This is a genomic window from Lysinibacillus sp. LK3, from assembly GCF_001043675.1.
Lineage (GTDB): Bacteria > Bacillota > Bacilli > Bacillales_A > Planococcaceae > Lysinibacillus > Lysinibacillus capsici.
In genome coordinates this window covers 1-18706 of sequence record NZ_LDUJ01000015.1, presented here as the reverse complement: position 1 = coordinate 18706, position 18706 = coordinate 1, and the positions used below count along the sequence as shown (strand labels likewise).

19 protein-coding genes and 1 pseudogene are annotated in these 18706 nt (G+C 34.4%); 11 read left to right on the top strand and 9 right to left on the bottom strand.

The features are described 5' to 3' along the window. Positions 1–132 precede the first annotated feature (132 nt). Positions 133–981, top strand: coding sequence for a stalk domain-containing protein (locus VK91_RS11225; RefSeq protein ID WP_048392752.1), 849 nt, complete (start codon positions 133–135; stop codon positions 979–981). 83 nt (positions 982–1064) lie between these two features. Here VK91_RS11225 and VK91_RS11220 read toward each other — a convergent pair whose 3' ends face one another. Beyond that, positions 1065–1556, bottom strand: a complete 492-nt coding sequence (locus VK91_RS11220) for a PaaI family thioesterase (protein ID WP_048392750.1) — start codon at positions 1554–1556, stop codon at positions 1065–1067. A 300-nt stretch (positions 1557–1856) separates the two neighbouring features. On the opposite strand from VK91_RS11220, the gene VK91_RS11215 reads away from it, so the two are divergent. Further along, complete coding sequence (locus tag VK91_RS11215) at positions 1857–2453, top strand: hypothetical protein (RefSeq protein ID WP_048392748.1); 597 nt, start codon at positions 1857–1859, stop codon at positions 2451–2453. 111 nt (positions 2454–2564) lie between these two features. Here VK91_RS11215 and VK91_RS11210 read toward each other — a convergent pair whose 3' ends face one another. Next, positions 2565–2951 (bottom strand): hypothetical protein, encoded by a 387-nt coding sequence (locus VK91_RS11210; RefSeq protein ID WP_048392747.1) that lies wholly within the window; start codon positions 2949–2951, stop codon positions 2565–2567. Between the two features lie 192 nt (positions 2952–3143). Between VK91_RS11210 and VK91_RS11205 the strand changes: the two genes are divergently transcribed. The 6 genes from VK91_RS11205 (at position 3144) to VK91_RS11180 (ending at position 8989) form a co-directional block, all read left to right on the top strand. After that, on the top strand, positions 3144–3638 hold the full coding sequence (locus VK91_RS11205; RefSeq protein WP_048392745.1) for a DinB family protein: 495 nt from the start codon (positions 3144–3146) through the stop codon (positions 3636–3638). A gap of 47 nt (positions 3639–3685) precedes the next feature. Beyond that, positions 3686–4240, top strand: coding sequence for a GNAT family N-acetyltransferase (locus VK91_RS11200; protein ID WP_048392744.1), 555 nt, complete (start codon positions 3686–3688; stop codon positions 4238–4240). A 14-nt stretch (positions 4241–4254) separates the two neighbouring features. After that, positions 4255–5016 (top strand): glycosyltransferase, encoded by a 762-nt coding sequence (locus VK91_RS11195; protein ID WP_048392742.1) that lies wholly within the window; start codon positions 4255–4257, stop codon positions 5014–5016. Positions 5017–5209: 193 nt separating this feature from the next. After that, entirely contained in the window at positions 5210–6154 is a 945-nt protein-coding gene (locus VK91_RS11190; RefSeq protein WP_231595639.1) for a serine hydrolase, read from the top strand. Between the two features lie 330 nt (positions 6155–6484). Next, on the top strand, positions 6485–7051 hold the full coding sequence (locus tag VK91_RS11185) for a TetR/AcrR family transcriptional regulator (protein ID WP_048392738.1): 567 nt from the start codon (positions 6485–6487) through the stop codon (positions 7049–7051). 57 nt (positions 7052–7108) lie between these two features. After that, positions 7109–8989: an alpha/beta fold hydrolase gene (locus VK91_RS11180; RefSeq protein ID WP_048392735.1), complete on the top strand. Its 1881-nt coding sequence runs from the start codon at positions 7109–7111 to the stop codon at positions 8987–8989. 670 nt (positions 8990–9659) lie between these two features. Here VK91_RS11180 and VK91_RS11175 read toward each other — a convergent pair. Continuing rightward, on the bottom strand, positions 9660–10547 hold the full coding sequence (locus VK91_RS11175; RefSeq protein WP_048392734.1) for a LysR family transcriptional regulator: 888 nt from the start codon (positions 10545–10547) through the stop codon (positions 9660–9662). A gap of 117 nt (positions 10548–10664) precedes the next feature. Here VK91_RS11175 and VK91_RS11170 point away from each other — a divergent pair, with 117 nt between their 5' ends. The 3 genes from VK91_RS11170 (at position 10665) to VK91_RS11160 (ending at position 13626) form a co-directional block, all read left to right on the top strand. Further along, positions 10665–12062, top strand: coding sequence for an MFS transporter (locus tag VK91_RS11170; RefSeq protein ID WP_048392732.1), 1398 nt, complete (start codon positions 10665–10667; stop codon positions 12060–12062). 81 nt (positions 12063–12143) lie between these two features. Further along, positions 12144–12419, top strand: coding sequence for a hypothetical protein (locus VK91_RS23060; RefSeq protein ID WP_053075705.1), 276 nt, complete (start codon positions 12144–12146; stop codon positions 12417–12419). Between the two features lie 301 nt (positions 12420–12720). After that, positions 12721–13626 (top strand): tyrosine-type recombinase/integrase, encoded by a 906-nt coding sequence (locus VK91_RS11160; RefSeq protein WP_048392730.1) that lies wholly within the window; start codon positions 12721–12723, stop codon positions 13624–13626. A 196-nt stretch (positions 13627–13822) separates the two neighbouring features. On the opposite strand, the gene VK91_RS22275 is transcribed toward VK91_RS11160, so the two are convergent. The 6 genes and pseudogenes from VK91_RS22275 to VK91_RS22875 form a co-directional block, all read right to left on the bottom strand. After that, on the bottom strand, positions 13823–14464 hold the full coding sequence (locus VK91_RS22275) for a hypothetical protein (protein WP_053075704.1): 642 nt from the start codon (positions 14462–14464) through the stop codon (positions 13823–13825). A 344-nt stretch (positions 14465–14808) separates the two neighbouring features. Continuing rightward, positions 14809–14997 carry a hypothetical protein gene (locus VK91_RS22270; protein ID WP_053075703.1) on the bottom strand — a complete coding sequence of 63 codons (189 nt, stop codon included), beginning with the start codon at positions 14995–14997 and terminating at the stop codon, positions 14809–14811. 18 nt (positions 14998–15015) lie between these two features. Next, a complete protein-coding gene (locus tag VK91_RS22265) occupies positions 15016–15198 on the bottom strand; it encodes a hypothetical protein (RefSeq protein ID WP_053075702.1) in 183 nt (60 codons plus the stop codon). A 522-nt stretch (positions 15199–15720) separates the two neighbouring features. Next, positions 15721–16194 (bottom strand): hypothetical protein, encoded by a 474-nt coding sequence (locus VK91_RS11150; RefSeq protein ID WP_053075701.1) that lies wholly within the window; start codon positions 16192–16194, stop codon positions 15721–15723. Between the two features lie 89 nt (positions 16195–16283). Next, a complete protein-coding gene (locus VK91_RS11145; RefSeq protein WP_048392729.1) occupies positions 16284–17198 on the bottom strand; it encodes a hypothetical protein in 915 nt (304 codons plus the stop codon). Between the two features lie 670 nt (positions 17199–17868). Beyond that, a pseudogene (locus tag VK91_RS22875) lies at positions 17869–18706 on the bottom strand (hypothetical protein); the annotation flags it as partial.

Sequence of the window (18706 nt, the reverse complement as noted above, 5' to 3'; positions counted from 1 at the left end):
AAACCGCATAAAGTTTACTTAAAAATCCTGCGAAAATGCAGGATTTTTTTGTTATCGTAGCTCATAGCAGAAGGAAATAATAGGGTTCATATGGAATGAAGTAATGATAGCGAAGTAAAGGAGCTAATAATCATGAAAAAAATATGTTCAGGTATTTTCCTTATGTTGATTGTCATTCTTACATCGATCACAACTGCTACAGCAGCTAGTAGTCAACTAAAAGTGGACGGTATGACAGTACAAACGGATGTGAAGCCCGAAATAAAAAACAATCGAACAATGGTACCTTTACGCGTGATTAGTGAAAATTTAGGGGCTAAGGTGCATTGGTCGGATGGGCAAGTAATACTGACCCAAAGTGAGATGAAAGTCAGTTTAAAGTTGAACAGTAGTAAAGCCACAGTAAATGGAAAAACGGTATTATTGGATGCGAAGCCATACTTAAAGAATGGACGCACCATTGTACCATTACGTTTTCTAGCAGAAACCTTTGGCTGTAAAGTTCAATACGATCATTTAACGATCTCAATCGATACAGAGCCATTGATGATTAAGGGTGTTGAAGTGAAAGCATTCCTTCATGAATACCACATGACAATGGGGGGAGTAGTCGAGCAAATCAATGGCAATGCCTATATGCAAGAAATGCACCGTATATTTACTAAAAATATGGGCAAGAAGATAAAACAGCCTAACGACTACACATGGTCTGTCCATAGCACCGTAATTGGGGGCTATTATAAAATGGGCCAATATGATTTCCTGAACAAGGAAGGTAGTAGCATAGCACGTTATGATCTCTATTCGTTGGTGCAATCTTCAGATAAACCTTTGACTGGACAGCCAGACGTGTTGATTTATGACGCAGCTGTTGACCAATGGTATGAGTTTAACAAAACTGCCAGTGACTCTATTTATTCGTTAATGGAAACTGCCACGAGAAATGGCTTTGTGACAGTTATTAGTAATACAGTTCCTTGATTATGAATCCATTAAAAACGCAATAGAAGAGCACATCTATGAATAAGATGTGCTCTTCTTTATTTTAGTGAGGATAAAAAATGCTAATCATTTTTATTTAGAAAAGTACTAGGCATGACTACAAGAACTACTGTTCCACGAGCACAGAGCGTATCCTGCGCGTAAACTTCAGTTTCAACTTTCCATTTTTTCGGATGAATTTCTTCAACAGTGCCAATTGCCTTTAATGGAACATGTTGGGGTGTTGGTTTTAGGAAATCTACATTAAGGTTAGCCGTTACAAATCGAGGTGGCTCCGCTCCATCACCAATTTCATGTCCATTTTTACGATGCAAGGCAAGCGCTGCCGACCCTGTTCCATGGCAATCAATTAATGAAGCAATTAAACCACCATAGATAAATCCTGGAATACCCATATATTTTGATTCAGGTGTATAGATTGTAATCGTCTTATCACCATGCCACCCCGTGCGAAGATGATGACCATCATCATTCAAACGGCCACACCCATAACACCAAGCGATATCATCTGGATAAATATCTTGAATTGCTTTTTCTACTTTTAATTCTTCCATTCTTCTCTCCCCAATACTCTAGTATTATTTGTTTCTAATCGAACGTTAATCATTTAAGTATAATTAATCATTTCCATTCCATCAATAAAAATCTAAATATTCCATCTATTTAAACTGTGTAAAAAAGCACTACCATAAAGTTGGACAAATTTTATTAGTGACAGATGGGGAGGGCTGGTATCAGAAAGTAGGAAAAGCTGCATAGCTTGTAAAACGCTGGCATGGTGCAACAATAGAAAGATGGTATACTATGATCGTTGCATTGCTGTGCTGAAGAAGGAATTAAAGGAGTCAAAAGGTATGTCATTAAAAAATATAATCGATTGTATTTGCAAGGAAGCAACTAATAAAGACAGTAAAAAATTAGAAGAATTACTAGAGCAATTGTATGATTATGAAAGTGCTAAAATACTTGATATTTACCCTTATCAGATAAAAAGTAATGAAAAATATAGTCAAGTTGAAGTATTCTTCGATAAATTAGAGATGGTCGATTTCCAACAAAAAACGCAGGATTATCATTCGTACCAGAAAAGCCTTGAAAAATTCGAGAGATTTTTTGAATTGATGTGGTTAAAATCATCTGAATTTTATGCATTTTATTATTTACCAGATCCTTTATATAAGGATCAATTGTATTATAAAGTCTACGAGAATGAGTGGGGTAAAATTATACCTAAAGATCTTACAGAAGGAACTTTTGTAAACATTGATGAATACACAATGTTAATTTCACTAATAAAATTAGCTGTTTCGGACCATCTCCATTTACATTTTATTTTACCTGAGGAGAATATTGTATTTAGTGGGAATGGCTTAGCCTTTTTAATTTACAGCCAACATAATCTTGAGTTATTAGAAAAGGTTGCTAATACGGAGGGGCTCTATATCCGTTGAAAAAGTGAGAGAACATTCCCAGCAACATGAAGCTAGATAATATGAAACATACCCTAAAAAAATAGCAACAATCTATGTTGCGTACAGATCGTTGCTACAATTATTTAAAAATCATTTATTTTGCTCTCGATAATTAATGGCCTCTTTAAATTCATCGGTAGCTAGGATATTGTAGAACATATTTCTACTGTTTACGTTTGCTATTGTCCCAGTGATTGTATTATCAATCCATAGATAGTATTCATCATCGTTTAGTTTGATCTTATACTGCGGAGTAATTTCGTTATCGACCTCACCGAATTCTCTAGCTTTTTTAAATGTTTTTTCTATAATTTTAATATCTTTCGCATCGGAGATTTGTTGTAAAGTATCGGGCTGCACTTCATCGAAATTAATTAATTCTTGAATTTCTATCACCTTCGATGCTTCTTTCTGATCGTTACAAGCAACTAACGCTAAGGAACAAATCATTAACAACAAAATTGTTTTTATTTTCACCTTGTCTTCACCCCTTTTTGTTCAATCTAGTATATTCCCTTATGAACATTTCTTCAAACTGCAAAACCCTCAAAGTATTTACATATTCTAACAGTCTAAAAAAGGTTTAACCATAGCATAAAAACTTATCTGAGAGCTTTCCCCTTGAATGGAATTTATAGTATGCTGATTAAAAGGGAGGAGAGGGATTTTATGGTTAAACAATTGATTGTTGGGGATACAACACAGGAATTGGCTTCTACTCGTCGCATGCTGGAACGCTTGCCCGACGAGCATATGACATGGAGGCCACATGAGAAATCAATGACACTAGGAGGTCTGGCCACGCACCTAATCAATCTGCTAAACTGGCAAATGGCTATTTTACAGTACTTAGACTTTGATCTTTCCACCGTTCCGTTACGACGAGAGGCATTAGAAAAGCGAGCTGACATTCTGGATGAGTTCGATACAAACGTAAGAAAACTGGAAATGATGCTTACTGAATGTGATGAGAAAACGCTTGGAGAGGAATGGACACTACGTCATGGTGACCATATTATTCGCCAAGAGCCTCGAGCAATTGCGTTCCGCACCTTCGGATTAAGCCACATGGTCCATCATCGGGCGCAACTTGGGGTATACTTGCGACTTCTCGATATTCCAGTACCAGGCATCTACGGCCCCTCTGCAGACGAAGAAGCCTAGTAAACTACTTCCATGAATCGCTATTTAGAAAGGTATGAGGTGTTCGATTGACTAAGATAATGACGAAAACAGAACGATTAATTATTCGATTAATGGAAGAGGGAGATTACTCTTCTTGGCTTACGCAATATGAAAATCGTTTACCTTCCCAGCATAAATACGATGAAGGTAAATTAGATATGAGCATCTGTACGAAAGAATGGTTTCGTGATTTAGTTACTAAGCATCATCAGATGGCTCAGGATGATAAGGTGTATGTATTTGGAGTATTTAGAAAAACAGATAATACGCATATTGGTTTTGTAGACTTTTCCACAATTATGAGGGAAGAATTTCAATGGGCTAGGTTCGGGTATACCATTCATAACCATTTTTGGAGAAAAGGTTATGGTAAAGAGGCTGTAAAGGCAGCGATTGATCTAGCATTTGAAAAATTAAATTATCATCGAATAGAAGCTCATATAAACCTCGACAACACGGCATCTATAAAATTAGCAGAAAATGTTGGGATGCTTTATGAATGCACGAGGAAAGGATTCATATACGAGGACAACAAGTGGACTGATCAGCTGGTTTATTTTATAAATGCAGAAGACATTTAAAAGGGAGGAGCTGTATGTACGACATGGAGAACTCTTTAGAAGTGCAAAAGAAAGAGGATATAAAAATTTCAATTGTCATACCAGCCCATAATGAAGAAAAATACATTGGAAAATGCTTAGAATCTATTTTAAAGGCTTCCAAATCCTTTGAAAATCAAGTAGAGATTATTGTTGTTTTAAATCGCTGTACAGATAGAACAGAGGAAATTGCAAAATCGTATAATTGTACCCTACTAAAAAATAGCGATAAGAACCTTTCGAAGATTAGGAACGCTGGCGTTGATATAGCAAGAGGGGAAATCATCGTCACAATTGATGCCGATACACAGATGAACGAACATGTGTTATCGAAGGCAGTGGAGAACTTAATCACAGGTAAGTACATTGGCGGGGGCGTTACAGGAAAGTTTGAAAGAATGTCCTTAGGAATTTTTGTTTCAGCTTTGTTATTAATCGGACCACTATTTTTAAAATATGGTGCAATTTCTGTAGGCATCTTTTGGTGCTACAAAAAAGATTTTCAAGCAATTAATGGATTTAATGAAAATATGCTCATGGCAGAAGATGCCGATTTTGCTAAACGATTAAAAGATTGGGGAAAAAAGAACGGAAAAAAATACGGAACAATTCAAAATGGAATGATCACTTCAAGCAGAAAATTTGATAAGCATGGAGACTGGGTTTTACTTAAGCGTCCTAAAATGATCCTAGCATACCTTAAAGGTACAGATCAGAAACATGCGAATGAAGCATATTATGAAAATGAAGATAGATAAAAAGAAACCGTAACGTTAATCGAACAAGGATTAACGTTTTTTTGTTATCACACTAGCTGGAAAAAAGAAAAGAATTGAATAATTTTTTATAATAAATTATTCTTTATTACATCAATATTGATGATTCATTTTAGCGAAAGGATGGGGATTGATATAGCTGACGTCAATGTGTCAAACCCTAACAATCAGAATGATGAATAACTTGGAAGATTTAATAGAAAAAGAGTATTCCAATATAGCAGGCATCGCTATTAGAAAAGATAATCATTTAATTTACGAAAAATATTTTGATGGGTACACCCAAGATGATGCTTTGCATATAGCATCTGTCACTAAAAGTATCATCTCCATTCTTATTGGAATGGCAATTGATAAAGGATATATGAAAAATATAGAACAGCATGTGTTAGATTTTTTTCCAAATTATACAGTGAAACGTGGCGAAAAAACCATTCAAAACATCACCATAGCAAATTTGTTGTCAATGACTGCACCCTATAAATACAAGTCAGAGCCTTATACGAAAGTATATTCAAATGATGACTGGGTAAAAGCTGCATTGGATTTGCTAGGGGGCAAAGGTAGTATTGGGGTGTTTAACTATTCTACCGTTGGCACACATATTTTATCAGGTGTTCTTACAACTGCCACTGGTCAATCTGTTCTTGATTTCGCTACAGAAAACTTGTTTAAACCTCTTGCAATCAAAGCTCCCACAAATACAACTATACAAAATAAAGAAGACTATTTCGCTTTTCTGAAGGATAAATATGTCACTGGCTGGATAGTAGATCCTAAGGAAGTAAATACCGCTGGTTGGGGACTTACGTTAACAACCCGGGATATGGCCAAAATAGGTCAGCTCTATTTAAATGGGGGTGTATGGAACGGTCGCCAAATTCTTTCTTCTCAATGGATAGAGGACAGCACTAAAGTACAAAGTCGATCAGTAAAGCTGACCTATGGTTATTTGTGGTGGATACTTGATGATTGCTATGCAGCTTTGGGGGATGGTGGAAATGTAATATTCATAAATCCTAAAAAGAAGATGGTCATTTCGATTGCTTCGCGCTTTATGCCACGTGCCAAGGATCGTGTTGAATTGATTAGAAAACATATGATGCCATTGTTTGAATAACAGCTAGGCATAATAAACAATTATGTTAAATACACTCCATTTTGATCATCATCAATCAAAATGGAGTTTTTATATTGAATAAAGGATATTAATGAATCAATTTTGTTAATCATCCTTAATGAGCATAAAAGCATCTACTTTATTGACTACAAAATAACATTACAAGCCATCCAAAACAGTTTTGGGGATCCGTTCAACTTTGTTCAAAATGACATTTTTAAAATCAATTAAAGTTTCGCATTTTTAATCAAAATTTTTTTAAACTAACAAAAATACTTGCAACACCCATTGTAGTACTGTATAGTACTAATTATGACAAAGGTAAAATTAATGAATCAAAAACGTGTAATTGAAGTAGCTGCAACATTATTTTTAGAAAAAGGGTTTGCTTATACAAGCATGGATGAATTAGTTCGTGTAAGCAAAGTTTCAAAGTCTAATGTGTATTATCACTTCTCTAATAAGGAAGAATTGTTGGAAGGGGTCGTTGATTATTGGATTGAAATGTATCAATCTGCAATAGATGACTTACTATCTCAAAACCAATTATTAGTTGAAGATCGTATCAAATTGTTTTTAAAGCAAATATCACAAGGAGTTCAGACGAGAGAATATAAGGGGAGCTGTCCATTTATTACCCTTTATATTCAAAGTCCTACAAATGCCACAAAAGTAAAAGAAAAAATAGGTCTTTTTTTTAAAGGCTTACAAACGAAAGTTTCCCTATTCCTTAAACAAGGGGTAGAGAATGGTGAATTTAGAAAGACAATAAATATTGACGAGGTTGCATCTCTTTTTATTACAAATCTTGAAGGAGCGCTATTTATTTCAGAAACACTGGAGGATGCAACTGTAATCATGAAAACAGCAGATCATTTGTTTAACTTGCTTCGGTAAAAGAAGCATTTTTTTTACATCGAATTAGTACTAAACAGTACTACTAGGAGGATTTTTATGAGAACAGTATTTTTAACGGGTGGAACAGGTTTTATTGGAAAGCAATTAGTGAAGGAATTAGTCAAAGAGGATGTGAACATTCTTCTTTTAGTGAGGTCGAAAAGTAAAGCAACACAGATTTTTCAGGAAAGAGGCATCTTAAAAGAGGAAAATATGCACTTTATTGAAGGTGATTTAACGAAAATAGACTTAGGTCTAAGTGCTGAAGATAAGGAGTTGGTATTGAACACGGATGTGATTATTCACGCAGGAGGCTCCATGGATATTCAAGCGACAAACAAAGAGGCAACTTCTGTATTTTTGAATGGCGCCAAACATATTAGTGAATTCGCTAAAAGTATTCATCAATTGAAGGGCTTGCAGCAATTTATTCATGTTGTAGGTTACATGAGTCCCTTTGATGATAATAATAGCAAGGTTGCGATAGATGTATTTAAAGAAGGAAACAAATTTTTAAAAATAAAAAATCCATATGAGAAAACAAAATTTTTAGCAGATCTTTATATCCGTCAACAGGCATCAGCAGTAGGTTATCCGCTGTCTGTCATTAATCCGCCAACTGTGGTTGGTAGTAGTAAAACAGGGAGTACAGAGCAGATAGCAGGATTAGGTTTGCTTGTGACAAGTATGCGAAGAGGGCTCATGCCAGTGATTCCGGGAGGTAAGGGATATAGGTTGCCACTGATTTCAAACGATGAGTTTGCGAAGTTTATTGTGCAGGTTTTCAAATTGGAGCAGCCGGCTATTCAAACATATACACTTGTTGATGACAAAGAGAACGATCCGAACATTGCTGAATTATTAAGTGTTATGTCGGAAAGTATGAATATGAGGGCACCAAAAATCTCTGTTCCAATGCCGCTTATGAAAACAATAATGAAAAGTGGAGTAAGTAAAATAACAAACATTCCTTCTGATGGACTGAATTTTATCACAAAACGAACATTTTCAAATGGTTCGGTGAAAAACATGAGGGGGGGAGATTGGTTTAAGAAGATGAATGTCATGAACTTTTTCCCTGCCGTAGTAGCTGATCTGGATTATCGATTGATGTATCAAAATGGTGAACATCATCATTTATTTGAGCGAACATTATGCGATAACAATACCCTTTACCAATTACACGGAGAGGGAAAACCGTTTATTTTATTACATGGTTTATTGAGTGATGGGGAGGATTTATTTCCTTTAGCGCATGAGCTTCATGAAAAAACGGGTCAACCTGTATGGATCTTGGATCTTCCAGGTTTGGGACGTTCACCTTTTAAACGCGAGAAAAATCTTTTAAATATCTATTTGAATGTAGTAAAAAAGTTATTGGAGAAAGCTACTAACGGCGCCCATCTAATTGGCCATTCATTTGGTGCGTATATTCTTTTGGAAGCATTAGTACAAAAGTACATAGATAAGAAGTATACAATTACTTTACTTCAGCCACCTATTACTAAAAAAAATGCTAAATCGATAAATGTTCCTCAATTTATGAACAAATGGACATTGAAATTGGCAACTACTAATTTGATAGAGCGATATTTATTAAGTAATGGTTTATTTGAAAGTACAGAGAGCATCCCTGAACATTATATTGAAAAACTAAGTAAAAGTTTTACTTCTCCTAGAATTTTAAATACTACGGTTCAGCTTAACAGTTTACTATCGAAAAACGTTCAAGGTGATTTCAATGAAGTAACAACGTATAATCTTCACATTATTTGGGGGGATTCTGACAGAGGCTATTCTGCTCCTTCACATCTGGGTAAGGTTGATTTTGTTCCATATGGTCATCATTTTCCCCTTAGCCATCCGAGTGAAACGGCTAATTTGGTCATAAAAAACAATAATGAATTTGCAAAAGAAGCTGAGATCTTGCTTCGATAAAACTACTATTTGTCCTTTCTACAGGTAGCAGTGAAAATTACTGATATATTACAGCCGAAAAAGTATACACCTGACCAGTTGTCAAAATTTATTTGACGACTGGTTATTTAGTATTATTCTTCAGAGTTAAGGAATCAAGAAGAACGAATTTAATAAAAGGAAACTCGATGCAGTATAAGTTTTATTTAAAGAAAATTCTTTTTTAGAGTATGGGGAAGACGAAAGGGACTACGAAATTATTCATATTCCAACAGAGACATTAAAAAAATTATTTAAAGATAATTCCAGATCTAATTGCATTTTTTAATAGATATCGAGGTGATTGAGGATTAATATCTTTTTCAATGAGCATTCGTAAATAATCGCCTATGTTCATATGTCCTATTATTGGATATGGCAGCTGAAGACAACTTTTTTATTATATGAAATGGGGAAACTATTTTAAAGTAATACTATCTTAGGCACCAATGTATTAAGTTTTTTTAACATATATTAAACTTTCATTCAACAATCGGGCCAGATTGTAGAGTAACTTCAGGGCATAACTTATAACTTCTAACTTCTAACTAATAAATATACTATGCACGTTATTCGTTAGAAGTTATAATACTCAATTTAATAGTAGGTTGTTCCATAAGCTCATCGAATCGGTACGAGTTATGCAATAAGATTAATTGGACTGGTTTGATATTGCCTCAAAATAGTCTAGAACTACCTTGCGGAATTCCAATGAAGCTTGCGTCATGTATCGACTTTTATGCCATAATAAAGCGATATCACGTACAAGTTCATGATCCTCAACTTGCAAATATTTAATCTTTTCCCATGATATTTTTGCTGTGCTTGGTATGAAGGCAAGTCCAATTTCAGCTTCTACAAGAGTGATCAAACGTGTAGGTTCATCGCCCTCATACACATATTTAAGGTCAATTCCAGCCGATTTACATACAGCGTCTACTAAATCACGAGTGCCGTATCCTCTTTTCACACCTACAAAGCTTTCATCCTTAAGTTCTGTTAAACATACGCTACTTCGGTCTGCCAGCCGATGCCCATTAGGAACTGCAACAAGAATGGGATCAACAAAGACAACTTGACATTCGATGTCTTGCCCTTGAAAAGGAGAGGACGACAAGCAAAAATCGACTTCACCTCGATGTAAAAGCGTGACCATTTCCAGTGTGGTCAGCATTTGCACATGAAATTGGATATTAGGACGTTTTTTACGAAACTCTCGCATAATCTGGGGTAAAGTACTTGCTGTGGTTACTGCAAGCTTAAGTGTGCCAGATTCCGCTCTGGACAAATCACTAATCTCCTGCTTCCCCTGTTCCAACTCAAACAAAGCCCTTTCCGCGCGACGAATGAATTTGTTGCCAAATTCATTTAATCGCAGTTTCCTGCCTGTGCGATCAAATAAAGGTACCCCTAAATCTTCTTCCAGACGCTGAATCGTTTTGCTTAGCGACGATTGCGTAACGTGGAGACTTCGGGCAGCTTCGGTTACATGCTCTAATCGAGCTACTTCTAGAAAATATTGTAGTTGAAGAAGTTCCATTTCTTTTTCTCTCCAATCATTCCTTTTGGTCAATGATATCATAACTTTAAATGCGTTGGAATGAATGTAAAATTTCAAGTAAGATATCAATGTAACAAATATAAAGGGGGGTAAAATATGAATTCTCGTAGCAGGTGGTTAATGATATCCGTTGGACTAGGAATATTATTAAACCCTTTAAATTCATCAATGATTTCTGTTGCTATTGCTAGGTTGCAACATGTGTATAGCATTGATTTTACTGCTGTTTCCTGGATTGTGTTTTCATTTTATATCGCTAGTGCTATCGCCCAACCTGTAATGGGGAAGGCTAGTGATTTATTCGGTCGGAGAAAGATATTTCTGGCTGGTCTTGTTGTATCCTTAATTTCTTCTATTCTGGCTCCATTTTCTCCAAATTTCGGATGGCTTATAGTGTCCAGAATTGTACAATCAATCGGAACTAGTATGCTGATTGCAGTTGGAACAGCTATAGTACGCATTCATATTACAGAAAAGCAAGCAGATGCTTTAGCAGGTTTATCGATTTTCCTATCCGGTGCGGCAGCTATAGGACCTTTTGCAGGAGGAGTACTTATTCAATGGTGGGACTGGCCAGCGATCTTCATCGTCAATATCCCGTTTGTTGTGGCGAGCTTTATATTAGCTTGGAAAATGATTCCTAATGATGGATCGGCAGCAATTGTTTCACGTGACATGTCGTTTCAAAAATTACTGGGTGTGATTGATGTGCCAGGAATTCTGCTCTTTGCGGTGGGTCTGATTGCACTTCTAGTTGGCTTGCTGTCAGCGAAATCATCTGGGCATTTCTCTATGTGGAATGTCATTGTTGTGCTAATCGGGCTCGTTGCGTTGGGAATATTCGTACAACATGAGCTAAAAACAATGTCGCCATTTATTCCTTTACGCACCTTCGCCAAATATCCAGGGATGACTTGGGTCAATATACAATCCTTGCTAGTTAACTTACTTTATTATTCACTCTTTTTTGGGATTCCATCATACCTGCAAATGGTGCGTCATGTCAGTGAATTTCAGACAGGGATTCTTATGTTAACCTTGGGCTTGAGCTCGATTGTAGCTTCGCCTATAGCAGGGAAATGGGTCGGTAAATCGGGACCAAGACCTGCATTGATTGTATCCTCATTACTGATGGTAGTGGGGGCAGTGTGGATTGTGACATGGACGCAAAGTTCACCAGTCATCAGTGTGTGCCTGGCGTTAGCCGCATTCGGTTTTAGCAACGGGCTAAACGCTGTTAGTATGCAGGCAGCTTTGTTTAAAAGCTCTCCAAAAGAAATTGCTGGTGTAGCATCTGGCCTATTTAATACATCGAGATACTTGGGAACAATTTTATCTTCACTGTTGACAGGTATCATTATGGGAGGTGCGTTCAACTTGACAGGATTCCGATTGCTGGGAGTTTTCCTAACGGTCATTGCATTGGTCTTAGTATTTATAAGTCTGCGATTCAGATATTCTGAGCAATTGGATGAACCGCGTACAAGCAATTAAAACAAAAAATAAAAATAGGAGTTGAATGTGACAACTGTTAGTATTAAGGAATGGTCCTCATGAGATCAAGCTTGGAAGGAAATGCAAAAGGATAAACAACCCCAAGATGAGAAAGTCATCCAGAAGTTGAATGCGAGAGCGCAAACTTTCGCCGCGAATACCCTTGGAAATGCAGGTCAAAAACGGATGGAGCAAGTTATTCAATGGTTCAATGGAATGAGGATTACGACAAAAGAATTGGTTCATACAGATGCAATAATAGAAGACCAATTGACTGTTAATTTGCTAGGTGAATTAATGTTGCACCAAGAGAGCTGGATTCTTTATTATTTGCCATCAATGACTATCTTGGAATAAAAGAGCAGTTGAAATGATGGTGGCTTTAGTTTTACATTTTAAATCCATTTTGTCTCACTATTATTAGTATACTTTTCATTGAAACGTAACTTCCTATAATTTATATTATGTAAACTAAAATTATTTGGCGAGGAGGAGGGCTTGAGTACGTCATCTACCCATAATATCTGTACTTTTCGACTTGTAATTCTGAAGTTCCTTATAATTTTCATGTGAACGATAACTCTCCTTTTTTACGATAATGGGATGATTTTGTACAGATAATAATTATTGTTTAATACGATATCTGGAGGTTTTATACTTGCAACTACATGCAGCCATTGATGAATTTGTTTTGTATATCGAGATTGAAAAAAATTACTCAGTTAATACAGTCACTAGTTATGAATACGATTTACAACTCTTCTTGACTTTTTTATCGGATCATGGCTGTTCAACCTGTTTAAATGAGATCACCAAGACCCAAGTACGTCGCTTTATCCAATATTTATTAGGATCATTAAAACAAAAACCTCGTTCGGTGAACCGAAAAATTTCTTCCTTAAAATCATTCACAAAATATTGTTTAAAGGAACAATACCTTGCTAATGATTTTACGGCCGGGATTGAATCGCCAAAGACCAATGATAAACTTCCTGTCTATATGACATTAACGGATTTAAAGCAGCTATTTGACTATTTAGAACGCGCCCAATCACGTTTTTCGATGCAGAATGAGATAATGTTTAAATTGTTAGCAACAACAGGCCTGAGGCGTTCTGAGCTCGTTTCATTGACCTGGGAACAAGTTGATTTGGTAAGTGAAACAATTCGAATAGAAGGGAAAGGGAAAAAAGAACGTATATTGCCCCTTCATCCACACTTAATGCCGCTTCTGGCATCTTATAAAGCTTCTTTAAGATCATATCAAATTTATCCAACAGAACCTGTTTTTCTAAATAAAAATCGTAAAGCATTAGATCCGCGGGGTTTACATGTGATCTTTAAAGATGTATTGAAAAAGGCAGGCCTCCCGCCTACCCGCTTCTCGTTACATCACTTACGGCATACTTTTGCAACATTGATGTTACAGCAAAATAAAGAAAACGTTGATTTACGGACTCTTCAAGAACTACTTGGCCATGAAAGTATTACATCAACTCAAGTCTATACCCATGTTGAGTACGAACAGAAAAGGAAAGCAATTGATTCTTTTCGAATATTTTGATTCATTTCCTTTAAACAGGAGCTAGTTACCCAAATATGGGTAACTAGCTCCTGTTTTTTAAAATTATCGTATCTGTAAAATGCGTTGGATTAATAGTTTTATAATGATTAGTGGTTAACTGCGCAAGCAAAGGATAATTTAAACTTGTAAAGGCATTCTAAAACCTCCTGGTTGAAGTTTCTTAAAGAGTGCGTCATTAATACCCTTTATTAAGATCATTCAAAATAGACATCAGTTGGTCCATTTGTGTTGATATTGCATTCATTTGTGGCTGTTGGTTGAACACCATACCCGGTTGAAGTTGTGGTGGTACCATTTGTTGCAGCGAGCCATATGGCATTTGATGTGGTGTTACCGTCTGCTGCATGGGTATTTGTAAGTTTTCCATAATTTGCGATAAAGGCTTCGCAATAATTTGCTTCTTAAAGTAAAGAAAATATTCTTCATTGTACAGTTGATGTTGAAAAGCAAGTTCTAATTTCTTTGACACATCTTTAAAATCTAATTTAAGATTATATTTTACATCAAGCTCTAAAGCGGTTTCTAATACCGTTTCCAGTAGGATTTGAGCAGCCTCCAATCGTCTAATATGTACGTCAAAACGTGAAAGATATGGATCTAATGAATCATAGTTTTTATTAGAATGTAATAAAAGAAATTTAATCGTTTCACGAGGAACCCCCATTTCATTAAATAAAGTTGAAATTGTGTAACGAAATGCGTGCGGAGAAAAAAATTGTTCTGTTTTAATCACTTCTACTTTTTCTTCATTATTTATTGGATTTTTCTTTTCAATCCAATTTAAATGTTCACATATCTTGTTTGTAATATAGTTCATTTGTTTGTTTTCTAAAGGGTGTCCTTTCAGCCCATATAATAAGGAATCTTCAGGGTCAAGATCTTTTATATGCTCTATTTTATATGCTCTACAAGTAAAGACATCATTTTAGGTGGCAGTGGCAAGAAAAAATCTTTATTTTTTCGGTTCCCTTTTTCTTTTTTCTTAAATTCCTCATACCCTTTTCCTTTTTTACGATTTCGTTTAAATTCCATCCCATTTTTTTGAATAGCTACTGATTTAACCGTTAACTTTTTTAAAGATGTAGAACGTAATGCTGTGTAGATTTCTATTAAAATAGGGATTAGAACATTTACCCCACTATCTTGTAATTCATATGCAGCTTAATAAACGGTAAATAATTCTTCTAAAGTTAAGGCTCTTGAATGATGTTCGTCATCATAATCTTCAATGGCATCTAAAGCAGCAAATGGATTGCTATTAACGATCCCAAGGTGATTAAAGTGAGAATATAAAGATGATAAGGTTGATATTTTTTGATTAACGGTTTTAGGACTAAACTGCTCTACCATTCGTTTAACCCATTCCAGCTAATAATCATATTTTACATTTTCAATTATTGGAACAATTTCGTTATTTTCCATATCCAATACAAATTCTTTTATATTCCGTTCATATGCTCCATTTGTAGAAACAGACCAACTCTTTGCACTTCTGTATTTTTCAAATGCAATGGATAATGGTGTTTTGGGTGTGATTTTAATATCTGACAATTAGGTTTCCTCCTTATAATAACAAAAACCCCCAAGCTAAATACCACTATCAAACGTATTTTACGTTTAACAATGTATAAGCTTGGGGGTTTCCCTTGTCATATATAAATTTGTTATTTTTTCTTTAATATGATTATCTTAACATCTTATAATTATTTGTTATTTGTCAACACTAACTATAAGGGTTATGTCTAATGAATGTTAATTTTCCCATCTTATTCAATTACCCTGCTGTTTATACAAGATAAAGGCGCTACTCATTTTTCAATCAAGAGAATAACAACCTTATCGAAAACAGCCTATATTTTTTACGTTTAGAAAGCTTTCAGGACAATGTTCGTGTTTTTTACGATTGATGAAGTATACAGACGATGTACGAATCGCACTTGCATAACTGAAATGCGAATGTTTAGAGTTGTTTTACACAAAAAAGTTCGTTAATTATCGTCATTTGTATTATAGCAACCGCTTCTTAGGCTAATCTAGCATTTAGTGCAATAAAAAAATCTGATAAATGAACTTTTATTTTAATAATTCTTTGAAGTTATCATCAATCCATGTATGTCCATACTTTTCTTCAACTTCACTAGAAATCAAAATAACCAATTCCTTTTTTGATCTAGTTAAAGCAACATATAAATAATTCAACATTTTATTTTGATTCGTATTAATTTGAAATAGATAATCAGAAAGTTCCGTTGTCAAAATAAATAAACACCGTTCGCCCTCTAACCCTTTTACTTTATCAATTGAACTAACTACTAATCCGTCTGTGTGTTTGTTTTCTCTATTTAATTCCAAAACTTCATATAATCTAGCCTTATCTTGTTTTGTTAGTTCTAAGGAAAGAACCTTTCCAATTTTATTTATTAAAGCCCAATTATCTTTTGTGCTTAGATTTTCCAATACCCACTTTTGTATTAGATATACCATTTGATCAGATTTATTTTGTTCAATATCTGATCTTTTAACTATAATTTTTAATTCATAATTCAAAGAATCTGTATGTGAATTTATATTATTAACATTAGTGATAAACCTATCGTTTTTCTTTAAAATATAGACGTAATCCCAATTGGGAGTGGTTAAATAATCATTTTACTTTTGAAAAAGTACTTTTTCAATTGATACATATTCCTTTTCTCAAAAGTTCTAGTTTTCCCGCAATCAGGGCATTTGTATAAAACAACATTTTTACCATATAAATCACGACTTAGGCATTTATTGATTAAATCACGTTTCCGATTTAAATACACAGGGGGTTCCCATGAATATAACCATTTTGCAATAACGTGAACAGAAGCGGGGCCACCGTAAGATAATGCAAAAGTGTTTTTATTCTTTCGTACAGTTACTGGATTTACGCCTAATTCCGTTTCAAAAATATTCTTTATTTGCATCATCATCGTTTGGGTGCCGCTAAAAGTTAACTGTGGCATCCCAGTAGACTTATTAATACTAATTGACCCATCTCCATCAAATACTCCTAAAATAAAAGGACGGTGATCCCAGACCTGTTCTAGTGGGTATTTAAGTTTAAAGGTTTTTTGATTCTCTAGACCATATTTTAATAAATCCGAGTAAATGATTTTACTGCCAAATGTGATTCTTGAATATTCCCTTCCCTTTGTATAATCAGGTTGAATTGGAGCTTCTGATTCAATTAAATTCTTGAGGTACTCTAAGATATAGGCATCTCTTTTTTCAATCTTAATTTTTAAACCAGCATGATTTTTTTCATCATATGAAAATACGTGACCGTCACTATATATCCAACCAAGAAAATAAAGCTTTTCTAACGTATCTAACTTTTCAAAGAACTCTTCGTTTAATGGGTACATTCTTGCCTTGTAAGTAAAACCTGCACTGACTAAACACCTTCTGATAACCCCATGGGTAGTGTTGTATTGCCATGCAATTTCTCTTAAACTCATTCCTTGTTCTTGATGTAATTCATTAAAAATTTCAATGTCCTTCTGATTAAATCTTTTGTTAAACATATTCTATCTCCCCTTCAAATGTTTGTTATTAGCAATGTTGACAGGAAGATAGAATAATATACTATTGATTTTTTATTTTTTGGAGTTTTATATTTTCACTGCTTGCTTAAACCAAAAGAAAAAGAAATTTAGCAATTTTAATTACTAAATTTCTTTTTCTAGATTAGTCCCTATTACTTTGCACTCCTAGTAGCCATATTAGGATTTATTATATTTATTTCCTTAAGCGCTCTCTCAGTTGATCTATTGATAAGTAAGTACAATTCTCTTTTAAATAAAATACAGGTAAAAAGTTGTATGTTATTTCAGTGAGTGAAAGGCTTTGCGAAAAAGCTTTTCTCCTGCTTTGTTAATGCTTTATGCAGCGCTCTTCTTTTGATACGCTCACTTCACTTGCAGCACAACTCACGTAGTTGGAAACATTTGGAGTGATTTGAGTAGTTACCCAAACAATCCAATAAATCAGGGTAAAAATGAACTTTGTATCGAAAGCTAAGGAGAAGAATCCAAATTTTATCGAAACTTTGAGACGAGCCGTACAATTTATTGTATGAAAGTTACTGTTTTTCTTCTCCTAGTATGTACAAAGTTAATGATTAGGTTTTCAACAGGGGGAGCTAACTTTGATACTTAAGTTTGAAATCTTTAATCAGCAGTTTATTAAAGATACTTAATCTTTTTCACTAAAAACATTTGGCTTAAAAATATCATGTATCAATTTTCCAAGAATTTGATCCCTATAAGATTTATTTGTATAAAAGAGGCTATCACTAAATTCTTCTACTATGTTCCTATCAATTATTTTTGGAAAATCATTAACTAAGGTTTGCAAATACACTTTATTAACTAACTGTAACTGTTTATTTTTCTCATTTACATACGGTTTAAACTGTTCATAGACTCCTTCTAGTTGAAATAATGCAATGTTAGACAATACTTTTCGTTTAATACTGTCTTCACAATTTTCTTCAGGAATTATTTGAATCATATAATCATTGGTTTGTCCAAGGTTTGCATCAACAAAATTAAACTTCTCATTTTCTTTACCATTCAAAGATCTAAATTCAATAGCAAATACTTTCTTCGTCACTTCATACATCAAATTTCTAATAGATGTTAATCTAGTCTTAAAATCTTTATGATCTTTTTTTTCTTTATACAAATTAAAGTCATTATAACATTCTATATATTCATTAAAGCTATTAACAAGAAGATCACACATTACCTCAGCTGATTTATCTTTTTCATAGTATTTATTTATATAATTTTCAATTGTCTTTAACCATAAATTTTGCTTCTTCTTTATATCATTAATTATTCGAAACAAATCTTTTTTATAGGCTCCATTTATCACATTTATTTTCGCTTCTAATTTATTTTGGTCATTTAAATTTTTCCTTATTTCACGAACTAATTTTTTTATTGTATCTTTAGTAGATTTATCTGTATACCCAATTAGCTTTAAATAACTTTTTTCAAATTTATTTTCTAAAGGTAATTGTATATCT

What these genes read in the sequence shown, in the direction of transcription:
- VK91_RS11225 (WP_048392752.1), top strand. Translation starts at nt 133, where the DNA reads ATGAAAAAAATATGTTCAGGTATTTTCCTTATGTTGATTGTCATTCTT.
- VK91_RS11220 (WP_048392750.1), bottom strand. Translation starts at nt 1,556, where the DNA reads ATGGAAGAATTAAAAGTAGAAAAAGCAATTCAAGATATTTATCCAGAT.
- VK91_RS11215 (WP_048392748.1), top strand. Translation starts at nt 1,857, where the DNA reads ATGTCATTAAAAAATATAATCGATTGTATTTGCAAGGAAGCAACTAAT.
- VK91_RS11205 (WP_048392745.1), top strand. Translation starts at nt 3,144, where the DNA reads ATGGTTAAACAATTGATTGTTGGGGATACAACACAGGAATTGGCTTCT.
- VK91_RS11195 (WP_048392742.1), top strand. Translation starts at nt 4,255, where the DNA reads ATGTACGACATGGAGAACTCTTTAGAAGTGCAAAAGAAAGAGGATATA.
- VK91_RS11190 (WP_231595639.1), top strand. Translation starts at nt 5,210, where the DNA reads ATGAATAACTTGGAAGATTTAATAGAAAAAGAGTATTCCAATATAGCA.
- VK91_RS11185 (WP_048392738.1), top strand. Translation starts at nt 6,485, where the DNA reads ATGAATCAAAAACGTGTAATTGAAGTAGCTGCAACATTATTTTTAGAA.
- VK91_RS11180 (WP_048392735.1), top strand. Translation starts at nt 7,109, where the DNA reads ATGAGAACAGTATTTTTAACGGGTGGAACAGGTTTTATTGGAAAGCAA.
- VK91_RS11175 (WP_048392734.1), bottom strand. Translation starts at nt 10,547, where the DNA reads ATGGAACTTCTTCAACTACAATATTTTCTAGAAGTAGCTCGATTAGAG.
- VK91_RS11170 (WP_048392732.1), top strand. Translation starts at nt 10,665, where the DNA reads ATGAATTCTCGTAGCAGGTGGTTAATGATATCCGTTGGACTAGGAATA.
- VK91_RS23060 (WP_053075705.1), top strand. Translation starts at nt 12,144, where the DNA reads ATGCAAAAGGATAAACAACCCCAAGATGAGAAAGTCATCCAGAAGTTG.
- VK91_RS22275 (WP_053075704.1), bottom strand. Translation starts at nt 14,464, where the DNA reads ATGAACTATATTACAAACAAGATATGTGAACATTTAAATTGGATTGAA.
- VK91_RS22270 (WP_053075703.1), bottom strand. Translation starts at nt 14,997, where the DNA reads ATGGTAGAGCAGTTTAGTCCTAAAACCGTTAATCAAAAAATATCAACC.
- VK91_RS11145 (WP_048392729.1), bottom strand. Translation starts at nt 17,198, where the DNA reads ATGTTTAACAAAAGATTTAATCAGAAGGACATTGAAATTTTTAATGAA.